Below are 19,217 nucleotides of genomic sequence, written 5' to 3' on the forward strand. Positions count from 1 at the left end.
CTGGGGCGTGGTCGGTTCCGAGTCAGGGGATCCATGACCACCACTCCGTCGACCGTCGCACGTGCGCGCCGACTCCCACGCTTCGCCGGCGCCGTCATGGCGCTGGCCCTCGCGGCAGGGGCGCTCGTCGCCACCGCCGAACCCGCCGCGGCGTCCGCAGTGTGGGTCGGGTCGGTCCCGGCCGGCACGAAGCTCCTGCCCGGTGACCAGGTGACCTCGCAGAACGGCCAGTTCCGGCTCATCATGCAGGGTGACGGGAACCTGGTCGAGTACGGCATCGGGAACCGCGTGCTGTGGGCCTCGAACACCGCAGGTTCCTCGAACGTCTACGCCGTCGTGGGGCGGGACCGCGCACTCGACATCATGCGCAACGGCAAGCGCGTGGCGCGCTGGGCCTCGGCCGGCCGAGCGAACTCGACTGCGCTGGCCGTGCGTGCGGACGGCACCATGGCGCTGCTCGCCGGCACCTCCGTCGTCGTGAAGTGGAACACCTTCCAAGACCGGATCGCCTCCGGTGGTGCCCTGCTGAGCGGCACCGTCCTGCGCTCTGACGCGACCACCAACCGCACGCTCGAGATGCGCGCGGACGGCAACCTGGTGCAGCGGGTGAACGGTGCAGTGGTCTGGCACACGAAGACGGGTGGCCACCCCGGAGCCTGGGCCGAGCTGCAGAAGAACGGCAACTTCGTGATCTGGTCGAAGGACCCGGCGCGCAAGGTCGCACTGTGGACCACGAAGACGACCACCGCGGGCTCGAGCAACCTGCTCCTGCAGGTCGACGGCAACCTCGTGATCTACGGGGCGAAGGACACCCGCGTGTGGTCGAGCCGCCCCGTGACCGGGCTCGCCTGGCCGGTGAAGGGCACGAAGATCACCGGCAGGTACGGCGACGACCGCGGCGCCGGACACGTCCCGCGCTACCACCAGGGCACCGATGCCCCGGTCCCGGTCGGCACCCCGTGTACGGCGCGGGCACCGGAACGGTCACGAAGACCGTGGCGAACGACGCCTCGTACGGCAACTACATCGTCGTGACCTACGGCATGACCACGGTGCTCACCGCCCACCTCAGCAAGATCGGGGTGAAGAAGGGCCAGATCGTGAAGCTCGGCACCGAGATCGGGAAGTCCGGCAACACCGGGCAGTCCACCGGGCCGCACGTGCACGTCGAGATGCGGCGCAACGGCACGCTCGTCGACCCGCTGAAGAACATGCACTTCCGCTGATCCGGGGCCGGGGCCGGGGCCGCTGGCGTCGCTCCACTTCGTGAGCAGAAATGGTCGGGTCGCCTTCGGGCACCCGACCATTTCTGCTCACGAGTGCGGCGCCCCGCACCCGACGAACACTCGCTCCAGCAAGTGGAACATCACATGACAGACTGTCCCGATGGGTGTGGAAGAGGTCGGCCGCAAACCGCGGGCTGCTGTGTACATCGACGGCTTCAATCTCTACCGCCGCGCCCTGGAGCACCGGCCGGATTGCCGGTGGCTGGACGTCCGCAAGCTGAGCGAGACGCTCCTCCCGGATTTCGAGGTCGTCCTCGTGCGGTACTTCACTGCGCGCGTGCGTTTCGTCGAAGGGAAGATCCGGCGGCGCCGTCCAGGCAGAGCGCTTACCTGCGCGCCCTCGCGACACTCCCCGCGGTCACCACGCACTTCGGCACGTTCCGTTCCGATCGGCGATGGATGGCGAAGAGTCCGCTCGAACTGGACGACGACGGTTCCCCGCGCACCGTGCGGGTCCGGAAGATCGAGGAGAAGGGGTCGGACGTGAGTCTGGCTGCGCACCTGGTCTGCGATGCGATGGACGGGTTGGTCGACGCCGCCTTCGTCCTGTCGAACGATTCCGACTTCGTCGATGCACTGCGAATTGTCCGCGAAAGGGGTGGCGTCGAGATCGGGCTCATGTGTCCGAGCCCTTCCCTGCGCGGAGTCTCCTCGCACTGGAGCCCGACCACGTACGTCACGTTCGGGCGGCCGCCATGCGCGGCTCGCAGCTGCCCGACAGGATCGCGGACGTGCACGGTGTCATCACGCGACCGAAACGCTGGCGTGCCAGAAGTACAGAAGCCCCGCCAGAGGCGGGGCTTCGCGCCCGGTAGTCGAGACATCCGGGGTGTACGGCCAATGTACTGCGTATCACCACGGGGTGCAACCAGACCGAGCGGGACCTGCTCGCTGCCACGAAACGAGGACCCATGACCACGACGTTCACATCGCACGCGCATCGAGAGGGGAGGTGGTGGGTCGTCCAGAACGATCAGGCGCCAGGAGCGATCTCGCAGGTCAGTCGAATCGAGCTTGCCGCCGGAGCCCAGCGGGAAGCGATCGCATTCGTCGCCGAGACCGTCGTCGACGATGTCGCGGTGGTGATCCGGATGGAGCGACCTTCGTGAGCAGGAATGGTCGGGTCGCCTTCGGGCACCCGACCATTTCTGCTCACGAAGTGCGGGCGGGGCAGCGCGGATACGCTGACGGGATGACATCGCGCGGTACGACCGGGGGCGGGGACGGGGCCGACGCAGAGGCCGTGCTCGTCGCCTTCGCGCGCTCCAGCGGGGACGTGGCGGCAGCGCGCCGGGTCGCACGGCGGTTCGAAGGCCTCGACGACGGCGAGCGCTCGGCTCTGCTCTGGAGCGAGGACGACGGCGCGAAGCTCATCGCCGTGCTGCTGCTGGTGCAGGCGATGCGCGAGCGCCCCGATCCGGAGCTGACCGACGAGTACCTGTCGGCAGCGAAGGCCGAGCGGTTCGACGACCCGGCGCTGGTCGACCTGGCAGCCGAGGAGCTCGTCGGTGCGCCGCTCGTGGGTGGCTCGACGGGGCCGCTGTTCGCGCTCGTGAAGTCCGACGTGGCGATGGTGCGCCGGATCGCGGTCGTGGCGACCCTGGCGTTCGCCAAGCAGGGCGACGCTGAGGTGCCGCTCGGGATCGCCGGGCGCCTGGTGCGGGAGCGGAGCGACACCGTGCAGTCGGCGCTGGGGTGGGTCCTGCGCGAGACGGGCAAAGCGCGTCGGAGCCGGCCCTCGTGGCGTTCCTCGAGAAGAGCGGACGGTTCCTGACGCCTGCGGCACGCCACACGGCGACCGAGCACCTGCCGCCGGCGGACCGCGACCGCCTGCGGGGCTGAGCACGAACGACACTGGCAACCAACTGTGCAGTCGGTTCTACCGACCATGTGGTCGGTTAGAGTCACTGGGTGACCGAAACCACCCCGAGCACCAGCACCGCCCCGCTCCACCGCGCCTCCGTCCGTGAATGGGCGTCCCTCGGCGTCCTCACCTTGGCCGTCGTGCTGCTCGCGATCGACGGCACCGTGCTGGCCCTCGCCGTCCCGTCGTTGACCGCGGACCTCGACCCGACGGCGACGCAGGTGCTCTGGATCGGCGACGTCTACTCGTTCGCGCTCGCGGGGCTGCTCGTCACGATGGGCAACGTCGCCGACCGGATCGGCCGGAAGCGCCTGCTGCTCATCGGCGCGGTCGCGTTCGGCTTGGCCTCGGCCGCCGCGGCGTTCGCACAGACGCCCGAACTCCTCATCGCCGCGCGGGCACTGCTCGGCATCGCCGGAGCGACCCTGATGCCGTCGACCCTGTCGCTGGTGCGCACGATCTTCCGCGACGCCCGGCAGCGCACCACCGCGATCGCCGTGTGGTCGGCGGGTGCGACAGGTGGTGCCGCCGCCGGACCGCTCGTCGGCGGTGCGCTGCTCGAGCACTTCCTGGTGGGGCTCGGTCTTCCTCATCAACATCCCCGTCATCGTCGTGATCGTCATCGCCGGCGCGATCCTGCTGCCCGAGTCGAAGGGCGGCGCGCGCACCCCGATCGACCTGCTGTCCGCCGTCCTCTCGGTGCTGGCGATCGTGCCGCTCGTGTACGCCGTGAAGCACGTCGCCGGGCACGGGTTCGACTGGACGGTGCCCCTGACGGCGCTCCTCGGCATCGGCGCCGGCTGGTGGTTCGTCCGCCGCCAGAAGCGCCTCGCGACGCCGCTCATCGACCTGCAGCTGTTCCGGATCCCGGCGTTCTCGGGCGCCGTCGTCGCGAACTCGCTGTCGGTCTTCGCACTGAGCGGACTGCTGTTCTTCTTCTCGCAGTACCTGCAGCTGGTCCGTGGGTTCACGCCGCTGCTCGCCGGAGCGGCCGAGCTGCCGGCGACCCTGGCCTCGATCGCGGTGATCGCGATCATCGGACTGCTGTCCCGGCGGGTCGGACCCGGCCGGTCGATCGGCCTCGGCCTGGCGGTCGCCGCCGTGGGCATGGCCGGCCTCGCGTTCGCCGAGGGGCTGCCGACGTACTGGGGCATCGCGATCGCGCTCGCCGTGGTCGGCCTGGGCGTCGGGGTGTCGATGACCCTGGCCACCGACGCCGTCGTCGCCGCGGCACCTCGGGAGCGTGCTGGTGCGGCCTCGGCCATCTCGGAGACCGGGTACGAACTGGGCGTCGCGCTCGGCATCGCGGTGCTCGGCTCGCTGCAGACCGCGTTCTACCGGTCGAACCTCGACGTGACGAGCGGTGCGGTCAGCGGCGGTGTCGGCGACCGGATCCGTGAGTCCCTGGCGTCGGCGTCCCAGGTCCTGCAGGACGGCGACCCGATCCTCGAACACGCTCGGCACGCCTTCACCGGCGGTATGCAGCTCGCCTCGATCTGCGCGGCCGTGGCGCTCGCCGTCGCCGCCGCGGTCGCACTCCGGGTGATCCCGAACCGGCAGGATGGACCGCATGAGCACTGAAGGTCGTCATGAGCACTGACGGCACCCGCGATCGTGAGCGCACCCGCCAGGCGGTCCTCGAGGCCGCCGAGCGGCTGCTCGCCGAGCGCGGCACCCGGGTGAGCGTCGCCGAGATCGCGGCGGACGCCGGCGTCTCCAAGAGCGGCCTGCTCCACCACTTCCCGTCGAAGGACGAGCTGCTCCTCGCCGTCGCCGCGCACGGTCTCGCGACGTTCAAGGACGAGGTGCTGCGGCACGTCGACCTGGCCGAGAACCGCCCTGGCAAGGTCCTCCGCGCCTACGTGCGGACCCTGTGCGGCGGCAGTCAACGCGCCATGGAGGTCTTCTCGCCGACGGCGCACTGGACCGGTCTGATGGCGGTGCCAGGGGTCGAGGCGGTCGTCGCCGCGGACGCCGAGGACTGGCGCACGGTGTTCGCGCGCGACGGCCTGCCCGAGGACCGCACGTTGGTCGTCCGGCACGCGGCGGAGGGGCTCGCAGCAGCTGCCGCCATGCCGCCGTACCTGGACGCACGCGAGCTGGCGGTCACCCGTGACGCGCTGCTCGCCCTGGCAGAACCCGCCTGACGACCCGGCCGGGAGGCCCGGTGCGCGGCCGTCCCGCCGGTCACCTGGGCAGGCGGCCGGCCCGACCCCGTGGATCAGTCGGTGTCGTCGGCCTAACCTGGGGCCATGCACACCGAAGTGCCCCGGATCGACGCCGCACTCGTGGAACGACTCGTCGCGACGCAGTTCCCCGAGTGGAGCGGGCTGCCCGTGCGCGAGGTCGACCACCAGGGCTGGGACAACCGCACGTACCGACTCGGCGACGCGCTGTCCGTCCGGCTGCCGAGCGCCGCCGGCTACGTGCCCGGGGTCGAAGGAGCAGGACGTCCTGCCGTACCTGGCACGCCGGTTGGACGTCGCGGTCCCCGAGCCGGTCGGCCTGGGGGAACCGGGCGAGGGGTACCCGTTCCCGTGGTCGGTCCGGCGGTGGCTCGACGGGACGGTGGCCGCACGTGCGGTCGACCTCGACCACGAGCGCTTCGCCGCCGACGTCGGCGCGGTGCTCCGGCAGCTCCGAGCCTCCCCGCCACCGGGGCCCGACCGCCGGCGTGCACTCGTTCCACCGTGGCGAGCACCCTTCGGTGTACGGCACCGAGGTCGTCGCGGCACTCGACACCCTGGGCGCGCCGGTCGACCGTGCGGCGTGCGAACGCATCTGGGACGACGCGGTCGCCACCGCGTGGGACCGTCCGGGGGTCTGGTTCCACGGGGACGTGGCGCCGGGCAACCTGCTCGTGGACGACGCGGGACGCCTCGCCGCCCTGATCGACTTCGGCACGTGCGGGGTCGGTGACCCGGCCTGTGACCTCGTGCTCGCGTGGACGTTCCTCGACCCGGCGGCGCGCCCGGTGTTCCGCGAGGCCGTGGGGCTCGACGCCGATGCGTGGGCGCGGGCGCGTGGCTGGGCGCTGTGGAAGGCGCTCATCATGCTGGCGGGCAGCGCCGGTCCGGGCGACCGCGCAGAGCACGAGCGCGTGCTCGCCACGGTGCTCGCGGATCCCGTCGTCTGACCGGGCGGCGGAGCCCCGAACCCAGGCGGGGCTGTGAACGCACCACGGGGCGGGCGCGTACCGAGGAGGAGAAGCGAGCCGTGCCTCCCGGCCGGCCCGAAGCGACCACGAGAGGAACGCGACGTGCGCGCACTGACCTGGCAGGGCACCGAGAAGGTGTCCGTCGAGACCGTCCCCGACCCGACCATCCAGGAACCGACCGACGCGATCGTGCGGATCACGTCCACGGCGATCTGCGGCTCCGACCTGCACCTGTACCGGGTCCTCGGCCCGTACATCGACAAGGGCGACGTCCTCGGCCACGAGCCCATGGGCATCGTGGAGGAGGTCGGCAGCGCCGTCACGAACCTCAAGGTCGGTGACCGGGTCGTCGTCCCCTTCAACATCTCGTGCGGCCACTGCTGGATGTGCAAGAACGGTCTGCAGTCGCAGTGCGAGACCAACCAGGTCACCGAGTACGGCTCGGGAGCGGCGCTCTTCGGCTACACGAAGATGTACGGCCAGGTCCCCGGCGGCCAGGCCGAGTACCTCCGGGTCCCGCACGCGGACTACGGGCCCATCGTGATCCCGGACGACGGCTCGCCCGACGACCGGTGGCTGTTCCTCAGCGACATCCTGCCCACCGCGTGGCAAGCCGTGCAGTACGCGAACGTGCCCGAGGGCGGCACGCTCGCCGTGCTCGGACTCGGCCCCGTCGGCCAGTTCGCCGCCCGCATCGGCAAGCACCTGGGCTACCGCGTACTCGCCGTCGACCCCGAACAGGTCCGACGCGACCTGGGGGCGAAGCACGGCGCCGAGGTCTTCGACCTGACCAAGGACACCGTGCCGGAGCTCGTCGACCTGACCGACGGCCGCGGCCCGGACGGGGTCGTCGACGCCGTCGGCATGGAGGCGCACGGCAACCCCGTCGCCGGCTTCGCCCAGCGTGCGGCCGGGTTGCTGCCCGACGCCCTGGCGCAGAAGGCGATCGAGGTCGCCGGCATCGACCGGCTCGCAGCCGTGCACGCCGCGATCGACCTGGTCCGTCGCGGCGGCACCGTCTCCCTGAGCGGCGTCTACGGCGGCATGGCCGACCCGATGCCGATGATGACGCTCTTCGACAAGCAGATCACCATCCGCGAGGGACAGTGCAACGTGAAGCACTGGATCGACGACATCATGCCGCTCGTGCAGGACCCGTCGGACCCGCTCGGCACGCTCGACCTGACCACGCACCGGGTGTCGCTCGAGGACGCCCCGCACATGTACGAGGTGTTCCAGAAGAAGCAGGACGGCTGCGTGAAGGTCGTGCTCGACCCGGCCCTGGCCGCCGCCTGATGCGGATCGTCGTCGTCGGCGGGACCGGCAACGTCGGGACGGCGGTGCTCCGTCGGCTCGCGCAGGCGCGGGTCGCCGCGCGGGCAGACGGGGGCGACGACAGCGTCGAGATCGTCGGTGTGGCGCGGCGGCTGCCGGACGTGCACGCGGAGCCGTACGGTTCCGCGGTCTGGCACGCCGTCGACATCGGCGCGTCCGATGCGGTCGGCCAGCTCACCGCGGTCTTCACCGGTGCCGACGCGGTGATCCACCTGGCCTGGGCGCTGCAGCCGACGCACGACATCCCGCTGCAGTACCGGACGAACGTCACCGGCACCGCGAACGTGCTGTCGGCCGTCGCTCGAGCGGGGTCCCGCAGGTCGTCGTCGCCTCGTCGGTCGGGACCTACCGGGGCGTCGACGCCGCGGGCAAGCGCACCCCGGTCGACGAGAGCTGGCCGACCGACGGCATCCCCACCGCGACGTACTCGATCCACAAGGCCGCGAACGAAGCGGCGATGGACGCGTTCGAGGCAGACCATCCGTCCGTGGTCGTCACGCGGCTGCGCCCCGGCCTGATCTTCCAGCGGGACGCCGCCGCCGAGATCCGCGGGCTGTTCCTCGGGCACCTCGTGCCGATGTCGATCGTGCGCTGGATCCGGTGGCTCGTGCTGCCCCTGCCGTACCCGTTCGTGTTCCAGGCGGTGCACGCCGACGACGTCGCCGACGCCTACTGGCGGACCGTCGACCAGCGGGCCGGCGGAGCGTTCAACATCGCCGCGTCGCCCGTGCTCAACCCGCCGCGGTTGGCCAGGGCCTTCGGCATGCTCGGTGCCGTCCGGATCCCGCTCGGGCTGCTGCGCGGGATCGTGACGCTGACGTGGCGGCTGCGGTTGCAGCCGACGGACGCCGGCTGGATCGACATCGCGGCCGGGGTGCCGATCATGCGGACCGACCGTGCCCGGTCGGTACTCGGATGGGAGGCTCGGCACACCTCCGAAGACGCTTTGCGTGCGCTCGTGGCCGGGTTCGCGGACGGGGCGCACGTGGCCGCGTCGGATCCGCTGCGGGGGTAGCTGGGCTGGCGCTGCCGGGGCGTACCGGGTGCTTTCGGGCGTACCGGGTCGGAAGTTTCGACCAGGTACGCCCGATTCCGCGTTCCATCGCGCGTGTGATGGGAAGGAACGGGCGGCGCGAGCCGAGGCCCTGCGCGGTTAGCCTGGGGCGGTGCTGCTGCCGACGGACCTGCTGGGGGAGTGGGTGCTCCGTCGGACCCTGGAGGACCGGCGTGCCGGCGTGCAGGGCGACGTCACCGGCACCTCGACACTGACAGCGGTCGGCGCGGACGAGGTGCGCTGGGACGAAGCGGGCGTGATGACCTTCGACGGCCGGACCACCCCGGTGTCCCGGACGCTGACCGTCCGGCGCGGCGATGACCACGCGTGGACCGTGCACTTCGCCGACGGCCGGGTGTTCCACGACTGGGTGTGGGGCGCGAGCGTCGCCCACGCCTGTGCTCCGGACGACTACACCGGAGCACTGGACGGCGACGAGCAGCGGTGGACCGTGCGCTGGGAAGCCCGGGGCCCGGCGAAGGACTACCGGCTCGACAGCGTGCTGGAGCGTCACCGGCACGCGGCAGACTGAGTCCATGGCACGTTCCTCCGGCACCGACGCCCCGCGCATCACCCTGACCGAGCCCGTCGATCTGCAGGACTGGGTCCCCGGACCCGGCGACGTCCTGACCGGCGACCGCATCGAGGGAAGCGCATCGGCGTGCTCGACCTGACCGGCGAGCGCCTGCCCGACCTCGAGATCGAGGAGTGCGTCATCGACACGCTGCGGGGCGACGGCGCCGACTTCCGTGGCCTGCGGGTGCACGACTCGATCATCGACACGCTCGACGCCCCCGTGCTGCGGGCGTCGAGCAGTTCGTGGCGCGAGGTGCGGGTGTCCGGCGGTCGCATCGGCTCGGGTGAGCTGTACGACTCCGGGTTGAACGGCGTCGAGTTCGTCGGGATGAAGTTCGGGTTCGTGAACCTGCGCGGGTCGACGCTCACCGACGTGGTGTTCCGCGACTGCGTCATCGACGAGCTCGACATCGCGGACGCGAAGCTGCTCCGGGTGTCGTTCGAGGGCAGCAGCATCCGCGACGCCGAGGGGTCCAACACCCGGATCGACCACGTGGACCTGCGGGGTGCGGACCTCGACCGGGTCGAGCGTCTCGAGGGTTCCGCGGTGCGACGATCGGCGCCGACCAGCTGTACACGCTCGCCCCGCTGCTGGCGGCGCAGGCGGGTTACCGCGTCGCCTGACGGCTGCCCCGAGTCTCGGGGTGGACGACACCCCTCGCGGCTCCGAGCGCGAGGACTGTCGCTCAGGCCGAGACTCGCCCAGAGCCCACCGCCGCCGCGGCCAACGCCGCCGCCAGGTCGGCCTGCACGAGGTCGCCGTGCGCGGCCGCTCCCGCCTGGACCCCGGCGGCCGCGGACGCGATCACCGTCGCCATCGGAGCCGCCACGTTGCCGGCCGCGTACACGCCGCGCACCGAGGTCTGCCCGGCCGGGTCGACGGTCAGCGCGCTCGCGTACCGGAAGTCGCCCATGAACTGGTCGGTCGCGACCAGACCGAGGCCGGACAGGAAGTCCACGCGCGCCTCAGCAGTGCTCGCCGCGGCGAGGGCGTCGAGTTCGACGACCTCGCCGGAGCCGAGCGTGACCCCGGTCAGCGTGCCCTCCGACGAGCGGATCTGCGTGACCGTGTCGTCGACGACCTCGATCCCGCGGGCCTGCAGACCGGCCCGGGCGGTGTCGTCGACGAGTGCCGGATCGGTGACGAACGCCGTCACGTCCTCGCTCAACGCCCGGAACATCAGGGCGTGGTGCACGCCGTTCGGTGTCGTCACGAGCACGCCGATGCGCTGGTCGCGGATCTCCCACCCGTGGCAGAACGGGCAGTGCACGACCCCGCGCCCCCACTGCTCGGCCAGGCCCGGCACCTGCGGCAGGACGTCCACGGCGCCGGAGGCGACGACGAGCCTGCGGGCGGTGACGACCGTGCCGGAGTCCAGCGTGACCGAGAAGCCGACCGGGTCGGTGCCGTCACCCGTCGTGGCGGACGCGGCCACGATCCTCCCGGCCGCCACCTCGACGCCGTAGGCGGCGACCTCGTCGCGCCCGATCGCGGACAGCTCGACGGGGGCGATGCCCTCGCGCCCGAGGTAGTTGTGGGCGCCGGCCGACGGCGCGTTGCGGGGCTCGCCCGCGTCGACGACGAGGACGGAACGGCGGGAACGCCCGAGGACGAGGGCGGCGGAGAGGCCGGCGGCTGCTCCGCCGATGACGATGACGTCGTAGTGATCACGCATGCAAGGAGCATGCGGCCCCTGCGGTACGAACGGCAAAGAACCTTGCTGATGTGGCAAAATGGGCAGTATGCCCCACGGCCCGCAGGAACCGGTCACGCCGCGCACCACCGCGCAGGTCGTCGACGGAGTGGGGCCGCGGTTGCGCGCGCTCCGTGCCCACCGGGACGTCACGCTCGCCGCACTGTCCGAGCAGACCGGGGTGTCGGTGAGCACGCTCTCGCGGCTCGAGTCGGGGCAGCGCAAGCCGACCCTCGAACTGCTGCTCCCACTGGCGCGGGCGTACCAGGTGCCGCTCGACGACCTGGTCGGAGCGCCCCAGACCGGAGACCCCGGGTGCACATGAAGCCCGAGGTGCACGGCGGCCGGGTCGTCGTGCCGTTGACGAAGCGCAGCGGCGGCGTGCGGTCGTTCAAGCAGCTGTTCCCACCGAACACACCGGGCGGCGAACCGTCGCTCAAGACGCACGAGGGCTACGAGTGGCTCTACGTGCTGTCCGGCCGCCTGCGCCTGGTGCTCGGCGAACACGACCTCGACCTCGGGCCGGGTGAGGTCGCCGAGTTCGACACCCACACCCCGCACTGGATGGGCAACGTCACCGACTCGGTGACCGAGGTGCTGTGCCTGTACGGGCCCCAGGGGAGCGGGCGCACGTGCGGTCGAGACCGACGCGCTGACCGCCTCGGTCTACGCCGTGAAGACGTGGTCCACGACGTCGTCGAGGAGCCCAGAGGTCTCGATGTTCGACTGCTGGATGTGGATGCCGATGTCACCACGCGTGAAGTAGGTGTCCCCGTCGGTCACGGGGTACTGCTCGTTCTTCGACACCTTCTGGCACTGGTAGCCGTCGGCCTGGTCAGCGCAGTCGTAGCCGTCCGCCGAGAGTTTCTCCAGCTCCGTGCTCGCCGTCGCGGCGTCGACCGTGTCGACCGCGATCGACAGGTACGAGATGTCGGCCTGCGGTTCCCGCCACACGCAGTACAGAGGCTTGCCGTCGGCCTGCAGGACGGGGGTGAAGGCGCTCTTCGGGATCGCGATCGGGTCGCCGACGACCGACGGGTCGTTCAGCGGGGCCGAGGCGAAGGCCTCGTCCCACTCGCCAGGGGTGATGAGGTCCGTGCAAGCGGCCGGCACCGTGCCGGCGTCGTCGGTCACGGGGGCAGTGGTGCCGGTGCCACTCGGGCTGGCGCTCGGTGTGCCGGTGCTCTCCGCCGTCGTCGCGGACGGCGTGCTCGGCCCCGCTGGTGCGCTCTGGGCGCAGCCCGACAGGGCGAGTCCGATCGCCAGTGCCGCCGTCAGCGTCGCCGTGATCCCGGATGTCGTCGTGCGCGCTGACCGCCGCATCGCTCCCTCGTTCGTCGTGCGGACGTGCCCGCGCGATCGAACGTAGGCGGACGTGCTGACGGCGTCCGCAAGCGTCACCGTTCCGTGACCCCGTCAGCGCGTGCGCCACCCGCGCCGCACCCGCAGCCCCGCGCGCACCCGGCGCGCCCACCGACGCACGGGGTTGGCCCGCCGCCCGTTCACGCGGAACGTGTGGAAGGCGCGTCGCGTCCGCAGCAGGGCGGACGGGAGGCCCGACAACGGCCGCGCGGACACCTGCACCGTGAGCACGGGGTCGGCCACCACCCGCCAGGCCGGGTCGAGCTGCATGCTCAGGTCGACGTCGTCGTGCACCTCGGGGTCCTCGCGGTGCGCTCGGCCACGGACTGCGTCCCAGGTCCACCGCCGCATCGCCATCGCGGAACCGAACAGCGGCGGGCGGCCGAGCGCGGCCCACATGAGCGCGAAGTACGGCCGCATGTAGACGGCGTCCCACAGTCGGCCGATGAGCGGTCCGCCGTCGTGCGGACACCCGGGTCCGGTCACCGCGACGACCGACGGATCGGCCAACAGGCGCACCGCGTCGGCGATCCACGCCGGCGGCGGGACGGAGTCGGCGTCGAGCCGGACGAGGACGTCCCCGGAGGCCCGGTCGTAGCCGCGCGCCGAGGCCCGGGCGATGCCACGGATGCGTTCGGTCAGCACGATCGCCCCCGCTGCCTGGGCGACCTCGGCACTGTCGTCCCGGCTGCCGTTGTCGACCACGACGACCTCGTCGGCGAGCAGCGTCTGCACCGCGAGGGCGTCGAGACAGCGTCGCAGGTGCGCAGCGTCGTCGCGCACGGGGATGACGACGGAGACGCGGACCATCCTCCGATCCAACCGGAGGTCCGCTGTGCGGCCACGCGGTAGCGTTCCGGGCATGGACCGGACCGACGAACTCGCCGTGGAGCTCCGGCACGCGATCGGTCGCGTCGTGCGTGCTGCGAAGCGGGAGGCGGACTCGCTGCCGACCGCCCACGCGACGACCCTCGGGTTCCTCGAGCGCGAGGGGCCGATGCCGATCGCCGAGCTGGCACGTCGCCGGGCGGTGAAGCACCAGGGGCAGTCGCGCACGGTGGGGAGCTCGCCGACCTCGGGTACGTCGAGCGGACGGCGTCGGACACCGACCGTCGCGTGTCGGTCATCCGCATCTCCGACACCGGCAGTGAGGTCCTCCGCCGGGACATGCTCGCGCGGCCGACTGGTTGGCGACGGCGATCCGCGAGGAGCTCGACGACGAGGAACGCGCGGCCCTCGAGCGCCTGCCCGGCATCTTCGAACGGTTGGCCCGGCGCGCCGACTGAGTGCTCCCTCACCCGGATCGGCCACCAGAAGTACAACACAGTTGTAGTGTTGTCGGCATGGAGCTGACGAAGTACACCCACGCCACCGTCGTCCTCGAGCAGGACGGCACCACCCTCGTCATCGACCCGGGTGCCTTCACGCCCGAGGCTGCTGATCTTGCCGGCGCTGCCGCCGCGGTCCTCATCACCCACGAGCACGCCGACCACTTCGACGTCGACGCTGTCCGTGCCGGGCTCGACGCGAACCCGTCGCTCGTGGTCCGCGGGCCGGCGGCGATCGTCGAGCAGCTGGTGACCACGACGGCCGCGTCGCTGCGGTCCGTGCCGGTGACGCGTTCGAGGTCGGGCCGTTCTCGGTGCAGGCCTTCGGCGAGGAGCACGCGGTCATCCACCGCGACATCCCGACGATCGCGAACGTCGGCTACCTGGTCAACGGTGCCGTCTTCCACCCGGGCGACGCGTACCTCGAGCCGGGTGTCCCCGTGCAGACGCTGCTCCTGCCGACAAGCGGTCCGTGGACGAGCACCGCTGCCGCGGTCGACTACGTCCGGTCGGTGGCGCCGGAGCGTGCCGTGCAGATCCACGAGGCGATGCTGAGCGACCTCGGCCAGCAGTCCACCGCGCGGTTCCTCGGCTCGGACGGTCTCGGACCGGTGCCGGTCCTGATCCTGCCCGCGGGAATCGATCACCGTCTGACGGGCGCGACCGTGCTCCTGGGAGGCGATCCGCGCCTCCCGGGCAGCATGGAGGGATGTCCGACGCTCCCTCGACCGCAGTCCTCTTCGACATCGACGGCACGCTCGTCGACTCGAACTACGCCCACATCGACGCCTGGTGGCGCGCTGCCCGCGCAGCGGGTGAGTCCGTCGACGCCTGGCGGATCCACCGCGCGATCGGCATGGACTCCGCGAAGCTGCTCGAGACGCTGCTGCCGGACGCGTCCGACGAGACGCGCGACACCGTCAAGCAGTTCCACACCGCCTACTTCGCCGAGCACATGCCGCAGCTGCGGCTGCTGCCGGGCGCCCGTGACCTGCTCCGTACGGTCGCCGAGGCCGGGCACGCCGTCGTCCTGGCGACGAGTGCGCCGGAGCACGAACTGACGCGGCTGCGCGAACTGCTCGACGCCGAGGAGTGGCTCACCGCGGTGACGAGCTCCGAGGACGTCGAACAGGCGAAGCCGGACCCCGGGATCATCCAGGTGGCGCTCGACCGGGCCGGTGTGCGCGCGGACGCTGCCGTCATGGTCGGTGATGCGATGTGGGACGTCGAATCGGCCGGACGCGTCGGGGTGACGTGTGTCGCGGTGATGACCGGCGGCATCGGCGGCGACGAACTCCGCGGCGCCGGCGCTGCCGAGGTCCACGACGACGCCGCTGCCCTGCTCGCCGCGCTGCGGTCCGGGGACGGCGCGATCGCGGCGCTGGACGGGCGCGCGTGAGCGTGCACCGCCGCCGGCATCCGTGACAGGATCGTCGACCGTGATCACGATCGAACGCGTGTCCTGGGACGACCCCCGATCCGTGCTGCTCCGTGCCCGCATGGACGACGAGATGCACGAACGCTACGGCTCGTCGAACGGCGACGAGGACCCGGCGATCACGGCCGAACGGAGCCGCGCGCTGTCCGTCGACCCGTCGACCGTCGTCGCCTCGGTCCTCGCCCTCGACGAGTCCGGCGACGCCGTCGGGCACATCGCGATCCGGCGGCTCGGCGACGAGGTCGAGCTGAAGCGGCTGATCGTGCTGACGTCCGCCCGTGGCAAGGGTGCCGCCACCGCACTGCTCGACGAGTGCGAGCGCATCGGCCGCGAGCTCGGCGCGCCACGGCTGATCCTGCAGACCGGTGACAAGCAGCCCGACGCGGTCGCCCTGTACGAGAAGACCGGGTGGAGCCCGATCCCGGTCTACGCGCCGTACGCGGCGACGATGCCGTGGTCGTTCTGCTTCGAGAAAGCGCTCTGAGCGTTCCGACCCGTATTGCACTCTCAGCCAGATAGTGCAATTCTTGCTCGGTGAACACCACCGAACGCACCCGCGCGCTGCGCCGACGCATGATCGTCGAAGCGCGTCGGGCGACGATCGAGCACGGGTTGAGCGGCTTCACGATCGAGCAGCTCTGCGAGATCGTCGGGGTGTCACGGCGCACGTTCTTCAACCACTTCGCGTCGAAGGACGACGCCGTGCTCGGCATCGAGCTGCACGCCGACGTCGAGGCGATCGACGAGTACGCCGCGGGCGGCGTCGTCCCGACCGACCTCGATCCGCTCGACTCGATCATCGCGTTGGCGATCGACCAGCTCCGCCGCTACGGCATCGACCGGTCGGACGAGGCCCTGGTGCGCCGGGTCTTCGAGCGGGAACCGGCGCTCGTCGCGCGGTTCCTGTCGGCCACCGACGTGCAGCTCGCGCGGATCACCGCAGCGCTGCGACAGCGGTTCGGCTGGACGGACCCGTCCGACCGCCGTGCGCGCCTCGTCACCGAGGCAGCGGCGGCACTGGCGAAGGTCACCGCCGAGACCTACTTCGACGACGCCTTCGACGAGGCCACCGGCCCGCCGTTCGACGAGCTGCTCACCCAGAACCTCCGCCTGATGAGGGCGGCCATCACCACCGGACAGGACTCCACACCATGAGCGCAACCGCGCCGGGCACCACCAAGCGCGCCCGCCCCGGCACCGACGGACCGCTGCTGCTGACACAGCGCCGGATCTGGATCATCTTCTCCGCGCTCATCGCGGGGATGCTGCTCTCCAGCCTCGACCAGACCATCGTCTCGACGGCGATGCCCACCATCGTCGGCGAACTCGGCGGCGTCGCGCACCAGGCGTGGCTGACGACCGGGTACCTGCTCGCCTCGACCATCGTGATGCCCGTCTACGGCAAGTTCGGTGACGTCCTCGGCCGCCGCAACCTGTTCCTCATCGCGATCGCCCTGTTCACCATCGCGTCGGCCGGGTGCGCCTTCGCCGGGGACTTCACGCAGCTCGTCGTGTTCCGCGCGATGCAGGGACTCGGCGGTGGCGGTCTGATGATCCTGTCGCAGGCGATCATCGCCGACATCGTGCCCGCCTCGCAGCGTGGCAAGTACCTCGGCCCGCTCGGTGCGATCTTCGGCCTGTCCGCGATCGGCGGCCCGCTCCTCGGTGGCTTCTTCGTCGACCACCTCACGTGGAACTGGGCGTTCTACATCAACATCCCGGTCGGCATCGCGGCGTTCTTCGTGGCGTGGTTCGCGCTGACCCTGCCGAACAAGAAGGCGACGAAGCGCATCGACGTGCTCGGCGTGCTCTTCATGTCCGCCGCGACCACCTGCCTGGTGTTCTTCTCGGAGTTCGGCGGCAGCAAGGACCACGGCTGGGACGCCCCCGAGACCTGGGCCTGGTTCGCCGGGCTCGTCGTCTCCGCCGCGCTCCTCGTGCTCGTCGAGTCGCGTGCGCAGGACCCGGTCCTGCCGCTGTCGTTCTTCAAGAACCGCACCTTCCTGCTCGCGACCGGCATCGGCCTGGTGCTCGGCATCGGCATGTTCGCCGCGATCGGCTTCGTCCCGACGTTCCTGCAGATGGCATCAGGCACCTCTGCCGCGGTGTCGGGTCTGCTGATGCTGCCGATGATGGTCGGCCTGATCGGGACCTCGATCGCGTCCGGCAACCTGATCACGAAGACCGGTCGCTACCGGATGTTCCCGATCATCGGCACGGTCCTGGTCGCCATCGCGATGCTCGCGATGACCCAGCTCGCCGCGGCCACCCCGATCTGGCTGATCTGCGCCTACCTGTTCGTCTTCGGCGCAGGGCTCGGACTGATCATGCAGGTGGTCGTCCTGGTCGCGCAGAACGCCGTGCCGGCCGAGCAGGTGGGCACCGCGACCTCGACGAACAACTACTTCCGCGAGGTCGGCGCCTCCCTCGGGACCGCCGTGTTCGGTGCGCTGTTCACGGCCCGGCTCACGACGTCGCTCACCGACGTGTTCACCGGTGCCGGCGGGTCGGCGACCGATGCGGCGTCATCGGCGGGCAGCATCGACCCCGCGACCGTGGCGAAGCTGCCCGAGGCGGTGCAGGACGGCATCGTGAACGCGTACGCCGACTCGCTGGCGCCCGTGTTCTGGTACCTGCTGCCCTTCATCGCGGTGGCGTTCCTGCTCGCACTGTTCCTGCCGCAGATCACGCTCTCCGACACGGCCGGCATGGTCGCCCGTGGCGAGGCCGTCGGTGGCGACGAGGCCGACGAGCTCGAGCGTGCGCAGCGCGAGGGCCGGGCGGAGTCCGTGTCGTCGGAGTCCGTGTCGTCGGGTGGTGAGACGCCGGCGTCCCGCCGGGACACCTCCGACTGAGCGAGACGCCGCCGGATCCGGCGGCGTCCTGCGGATCGCGGGGCGCGCTGGGGAGACGACGGCGGGCTGACGGGAGGCGCGGTGCCAGCTGGTGCCGCGCCTCCCGTCCGTCGTCTGGTCGCGCTCACTGCCGCGGCCGGCCCCGAGTCTCGGGCTCAGCGACATTATTCGTGCTCGTCGGCGCGAGAACTGTCGTCCAAGCCGAGTCTCGCCGCGCCGCCGCCGAGTCTCGCGGCGGGCGGGCGGGCGGGCGGGCGGGCGCTACGCGCCGGTGCTCGCGCGGCGCACCAGGCGGGTGGGGAGCGCTGCAGGCTCGGCCGCGGTGCCGTCGAGCGTCGCGAGCAGCCGTTCCGCGGCCGCGCGCCCGAGGTCGGCACCGGGCAGGGCGACGCTCGTCAGCGCGGGGGCCGTCACCGACGACGACGGCAGGTCGTCGAAGCCGGCGACCGCGAGCTCACCGGGGACCGCGATGCCCAGCGACCCGGCGACGCGCAGGACGCCGTAAGCCAGGGTGTCCGCTGCGGCGACGACCGCGGTGACGTCGTCGTCCTGCCAGGCCTCGATGACGTGCTCGGTGGCCGAGGCTGCGGCGTCCACGGTGAGGTCGGCGCGGGCGGTGACCTCGGACACGGTGATGCCGGCGGCGGCGCACTCCTGCTCGAAGAGCTCGCGCCGCACCCCGAACGTCGTCGCTCGCGAGGTCCCGTCGAGGTACCCGACGCGGCGGTGCCCCTGTTCGTGCAGGTGCGCGACGAGGTCGTGGACGCCGGGGGAGAGGTCGTAGTTGACGGCCTCGGTGCCACCCGGGGCGTCGAGGAGGACCACGGGCACGCTCGCCGACATCGACTCGCCGGCGGCCGGGGCGTCGACGAGGATGCCGGCCGGGCGGAGGCGTTCGAAGCGGCGGACGTCGGCTGCCAGGGGCTGCGCGCCGCGCTCGGTGACCGACAACACGAGCTGGAACCGGTCGCCGATGGTGTCGCGCACGCCGCGGATGACCTCGGCGAAGAAGGGGTTCGACAGGTCGGGGGCGATGAGGACGACCAGGTCGCCGCTCCCGCGTGCCAGCGAGCTCGCGGCGTGGTCGACGACGTAACCGAGCTCGTCGACGGCGTCGCGCACCCGCGTGGCGATGGGGACGGAGACCCGGCCGCGGTCCTTGCCGTTGACGACCAGGGAGACCGTGGCGATGCTCGTGCCGGCGCGTTCGGCCACCATGGCAGCGGTCACACGGCGGCCCGGGGCAACGGATGAAGGCACGGGTCGAT

Annotated in this window: 20 protein-coding genes and 6 pseudogenes; 22 read left to right on the plus strand and 4 right to left on the minus strand. The window is 71.6% G+C overall.

Annotated features, from left to right (window positions below; genetic code table 11):
- Positions 1-33: 33 nt before the first annotated feature.
- From ACZZ0J_RS14245 to ACZZ0J_RS14310, 14 genes and pseudogenes are all read left to right on the plus strand, one after another.
- The gene (locus tag ACZZ0J_RS14245) at positions 34-1,035 is read left to right on the plus strand and encodes a hypothetical protein (RefSeq protein WP_463437464.1); all 1,002 of its coding nucleotides are present in this window, start codon (positions 34-36) and stop codon (positions 1,033-1,035) included.
- Positions 996-1,226, plus strand: a complete 231-nt coding sequence (locus ACZZ0J_RS14250) for a M23 family metallopeptidase (protein WP_463437465.1) — start codon at positions 996-998, stop codon at positions 1,224-1,226. Before ACZZ0J_RS14245 ends, ACZZ0J_RS14250 begins: the two co-directional genes overlap by 40 nt.
- A gap of 459 nt (positions 1,227-1,685) precedes the next feature.
- Positions 1,686-2,201 carry an NYN domain-containing protein gene (locus ACZZ0J_RS14255; protein WP_463437466.1) on the plus strand — a complete coding sequence of 172 codons (516 nt, stop codon included), beginning with the start codon at positions 1,686-1,688 and terminating at the stop codon, positions 2,199-2,201.
- Positions 2,198-2,395: a hypothetical protein gene (locus tag ACZZ0J_RS14260; RefSeq protein ID WP_463437467.1), complete on the plus strand. Its 198-nt coding sequence runs from the start codon at positions 2,198-2,200 to the stop codon at positions 2,393-2,395. Before ACZZ0J_RS14255 ends, ACZZ0J_RS14260 begins: the two co-directional genes overlap by 4 nt.
- 83 nt (positions 2,396-2,478) lie before the next feature.
- Positions 2,479-3,060, plus strand: coding sequence for a DNA alkylation repair protein (locus tag ACZZ0J_RS14265; RefSeq protein WP_463437468.1), 582 nt, complete (start codon positions 2,479-2,481; stop codon positions 3,058-3,060).
- A gap of 254 nt (positions 3,061-3,314) precedes the next feature.
- Positions 3,315-3,653 (plus strand): annotated as a pseudogene (locus ACZZ0J_RS14270) (MFS transporter); the annotation flags it as partial.
- Between the two features lie 7 nt (positions 3,654-3,660).
- Complete coding sequence (locus ACZZ0J_RS14275; RefSeq protein WP_463437469.1) at positions 3,661-4,731, plus strand: MFS transporter; 1,071 nt, start codon at positions 3,661-3,663, stop codon at positions 4,729-4,731.
- A gap of 8 nt (positions 4,732-4,739) precedes the next feature.
- Positions 4,740-5,297 carry a TetR/AcrR family transcriptional regulator gene (locus ACZZ0J_RS14280; protein ID WP_333924667.1) on the plus strand — a complete coding sequence of 186 codons (558 nt, stop codon included), beginning with the start codon at positions 4,740-4,742 and terminating at the stop codon, positions 5,295-5,297.
- Positions 5,263-5,769 (plus strand): annotated as a pseudogene (locus ACZZ0J_RS14285) (phosphotransferase); the annotation flags it as partial. The gene ACZZ0J_RS14280 and the pseudogene ACZZ0J_RS14285, both read left to right, overlap by 35 nt.
- An 88-nt stretch (positions 5,770-5,857) precedes the next feature.
- On the plus strand, positions 5,858-6,286 hold the full coding sequence (locus ACZZ0J_RS14290; RefSeq protein ID WP_463438191.1) for a phosphotransferase: 429 nt from the start codon (positions 5,858-5,860) through the stop codon (positions 6,284-6,286).
- A gap of 123 nt (positions 6,287-6,409) precedes the next feature.
- Positions 6,410-7,603, plus strand: a complete 1,194-nt coding sequence (locus ACZZ0J_RS14295) for a zinc-dependent alcohol dehydrogenase (RefSeq protein WP_463437470.1) — start codon at positions 6,410-6,412, stop codon at positions 7,601-7,603.
- Positions 7,603-8,657 (plus strand): annotated as a pseudogene (locus ACZZ0J_RS14300) (NAD-dependent epimerase/dehydratase family protein). Before ACZZ0J_RS14295 ends, ACZZ0J_RS14300 begins: the two are co-directional and overlap by 1 nt.
- Positions 8,658-8,808: 151 nt before the next feature.
- Positions 8,809-9,228, plus strand: a complete 420-nt coding sequence (locus ACZZ0J_RS14305; protein WP_463437471.1) for a DUF6314 family protein — start codon at positions 8,809-8,811, stop codon at positions 9,226-9,228.
- A 4-nt stretch (positions 9,229-9,232) separates the two neighbouring features.
- A complete protein-coding gene (locus tag ACZZ0J_RS14310) occupies positions 9,233-9,370 on the plus strand; it encodes a hypothetical protein (RefSeq protein ID WP_463437472.1) in 138 nt (45 codons plus the stop codon).
- Positions 9,371-9,958: 588 nt separating this feature from the next.
- Here ACZZ0J_RS14310 and ACZZ0J_RS14315 read toward each other — a convergent pair.
- Complete coding sequence (locus ACZZ0J_RS14315) at positions 9,959-10,948, minus strand: NAD(P)/FAD-dependent oxidoreductase (RefSeq protein WP_463437473.1); 990 nt, start codon at positions 10,946-10,948, stop codon at positions 9,959-9,961.
- 58 nt (positions 10,949-11,006) lie between these two features.
- Between ACZZ0J_RS14315 and ACZZ0J_RS14320 the strand changes: the two are divergent.
- Positions 11,007-11,622, plus strand: a pseudogene (locus ACZZ0J_RS14320) (helix-turn-helix domain-containing protein).
- A gap of 10 nt (positions 11,623-11,632) precedes the next feature.
- On the opposite strand, the gene ACZZ0J_RS14325 reads toward ACZZ0J_RS14320, so the two are convergent.
- Complete coding sequence (locus ACZZ0J_RS14325; RefSeq protein WP_463437474.1) at positions 11,633-12,100, minus strand: hypothetical protein; 468 nt, start codon at positions 12,098-12,100, stop codon at positions 11,633-11,635.
- Positions 12,101-12,110: 10 nt separating this feature from the next.
- Here ACZZ0J_RS14325 and ACZZ0J_RS14330 point away from each other — a divergent pair, with 10 nt between their 5' ends.
- The gene (locus ACZZ0J_RS14330) at positions 12,111-12,335 is read left to right on the plus strand and encodes a hypothetical protein (RefSeq protein WP_463437475.1); all 225 of its coding nucleotides are present in this window, start codon (positions 12,111-12,113) and stop codon (positions 12,333-12,335) included.
- A 47-nt stretch (positions 12,336-12,382) separates the two neighbouring features.
- On the opposite strand, the gene ACZZ0J_RS14335 is transcribed toward ACZZ0J_RS14330, so the two are convergent.
- Complete coding sequence (locus ACZZ0J_RS14335) at positions 12,383-13,138, minus strand: glycosyltransferase family 2 protein (RefSeq protein ID WP_463437476.1); 756 nt, start codon at positions 13,136-13,138, stop codon at positions 12,383-12,385.
- Between the two features lie 533 nt (positions 13,139-13,671).
- On the opposite strand from ACZZ0J_RS14335, the pseudogene ACZZ0J_RS14340 reads away from it, so the two are divergent.
- The 6 genes and pseudogenes from ACZZ0J_RS14340 to ACZZ0J_RS14365 all read left to right on the plus strand — a co-directional run.
- Positions 13,672-13,791: pseudogene (locus ACZZ0J_RS14340) on the plus strand (MBL fold metallo-hydrolase); the annotation flags it as partial.
- A gap of 179 nt (positions 13,792-13,970) precedes the next feature.
- A pseudogene (locus ACZZ0J_RS14345) lies at positions 13,971-14,138 on the plus strand (MBL fold metallo-hydrolase); the annotation flags it as partial.
- A 227-nt stretch (positions 14,139-14,365) separates the two neighbouring features.
- The gene (locus ACZZ0J_RS14350; RefSeq protein WP_463437477.1) at positions 14,366-15,055 is read left to right on the plus strand and encodes an HAD family hydrolase; all 690 of its coding nucleotides are present in this window, start codon (positions 14,366-14,368) and stop codon (positions 15,053-15,055) included.
- A 40-nt stretch (positions 15,056-15,095) separates the two neighbouring features.
- The gene (locus ACZZ0J_RS14355; RefSeq protein WP_307860909.1) at positions 15,096-15,578 is read left to right on the plus strand and encodes a GNAT family N-acetyltransferase; all 483 of its coding nucleotides are present in this window, start codon (positions 15,096-15,098) and stop codon (positions 15,576-15,578) included.
- A 50-nt stretch (positions 15,579-15,628) separates the two neighbouring features.
- Complete coding sequence (locus tag ACZZ0J_RS14360; RefSeq protein ID WP_463437478.1) at positions 15,629-16,249, plus strand: TetR/AcrR family transcriptional regulator; 621 nt, start codon at positions 15,629-15,631, stop codon at positions 16,247-16,249.
- Complete coding sequence (locus ACZZ0J_RS14365) at positions 16,246-17,949, plus strand: MDR family MFS transporter (protein ID WP_463437479.1); 1,704 nt, start codon at positions 16,246-16,248, stop codon at positions 17,947-17,949. The genes ACZZ0J_RS14360 and ACZZ0J_RS14365 overlap by 4 nt, the downstream gene beginning before the upstream one ends.
- A 261-nt stretch (positions 17,950-18,210) precedes the next feature.
- On the opposite strand, the gene ACZZ0J_RS14370 is transcribed toward ACZZ0J_RS14365, so the two are convergent.
- A complete protein-coding gene (locus tag ACZZ0J_RS14370; RefSeq protein ID WP_243692351.1) occupies positions 18,211-19,209 on the minus strand; it encodes a LacI family DNA-binding transcriptional regulator in 999 nt (332 codons plus the stop codon).
- Positions 19,210-19,217: the final 8 nt, after the last annotated feature.

The organism is Curtobacterium sp. AC272, from assembly GCF_979258155.1.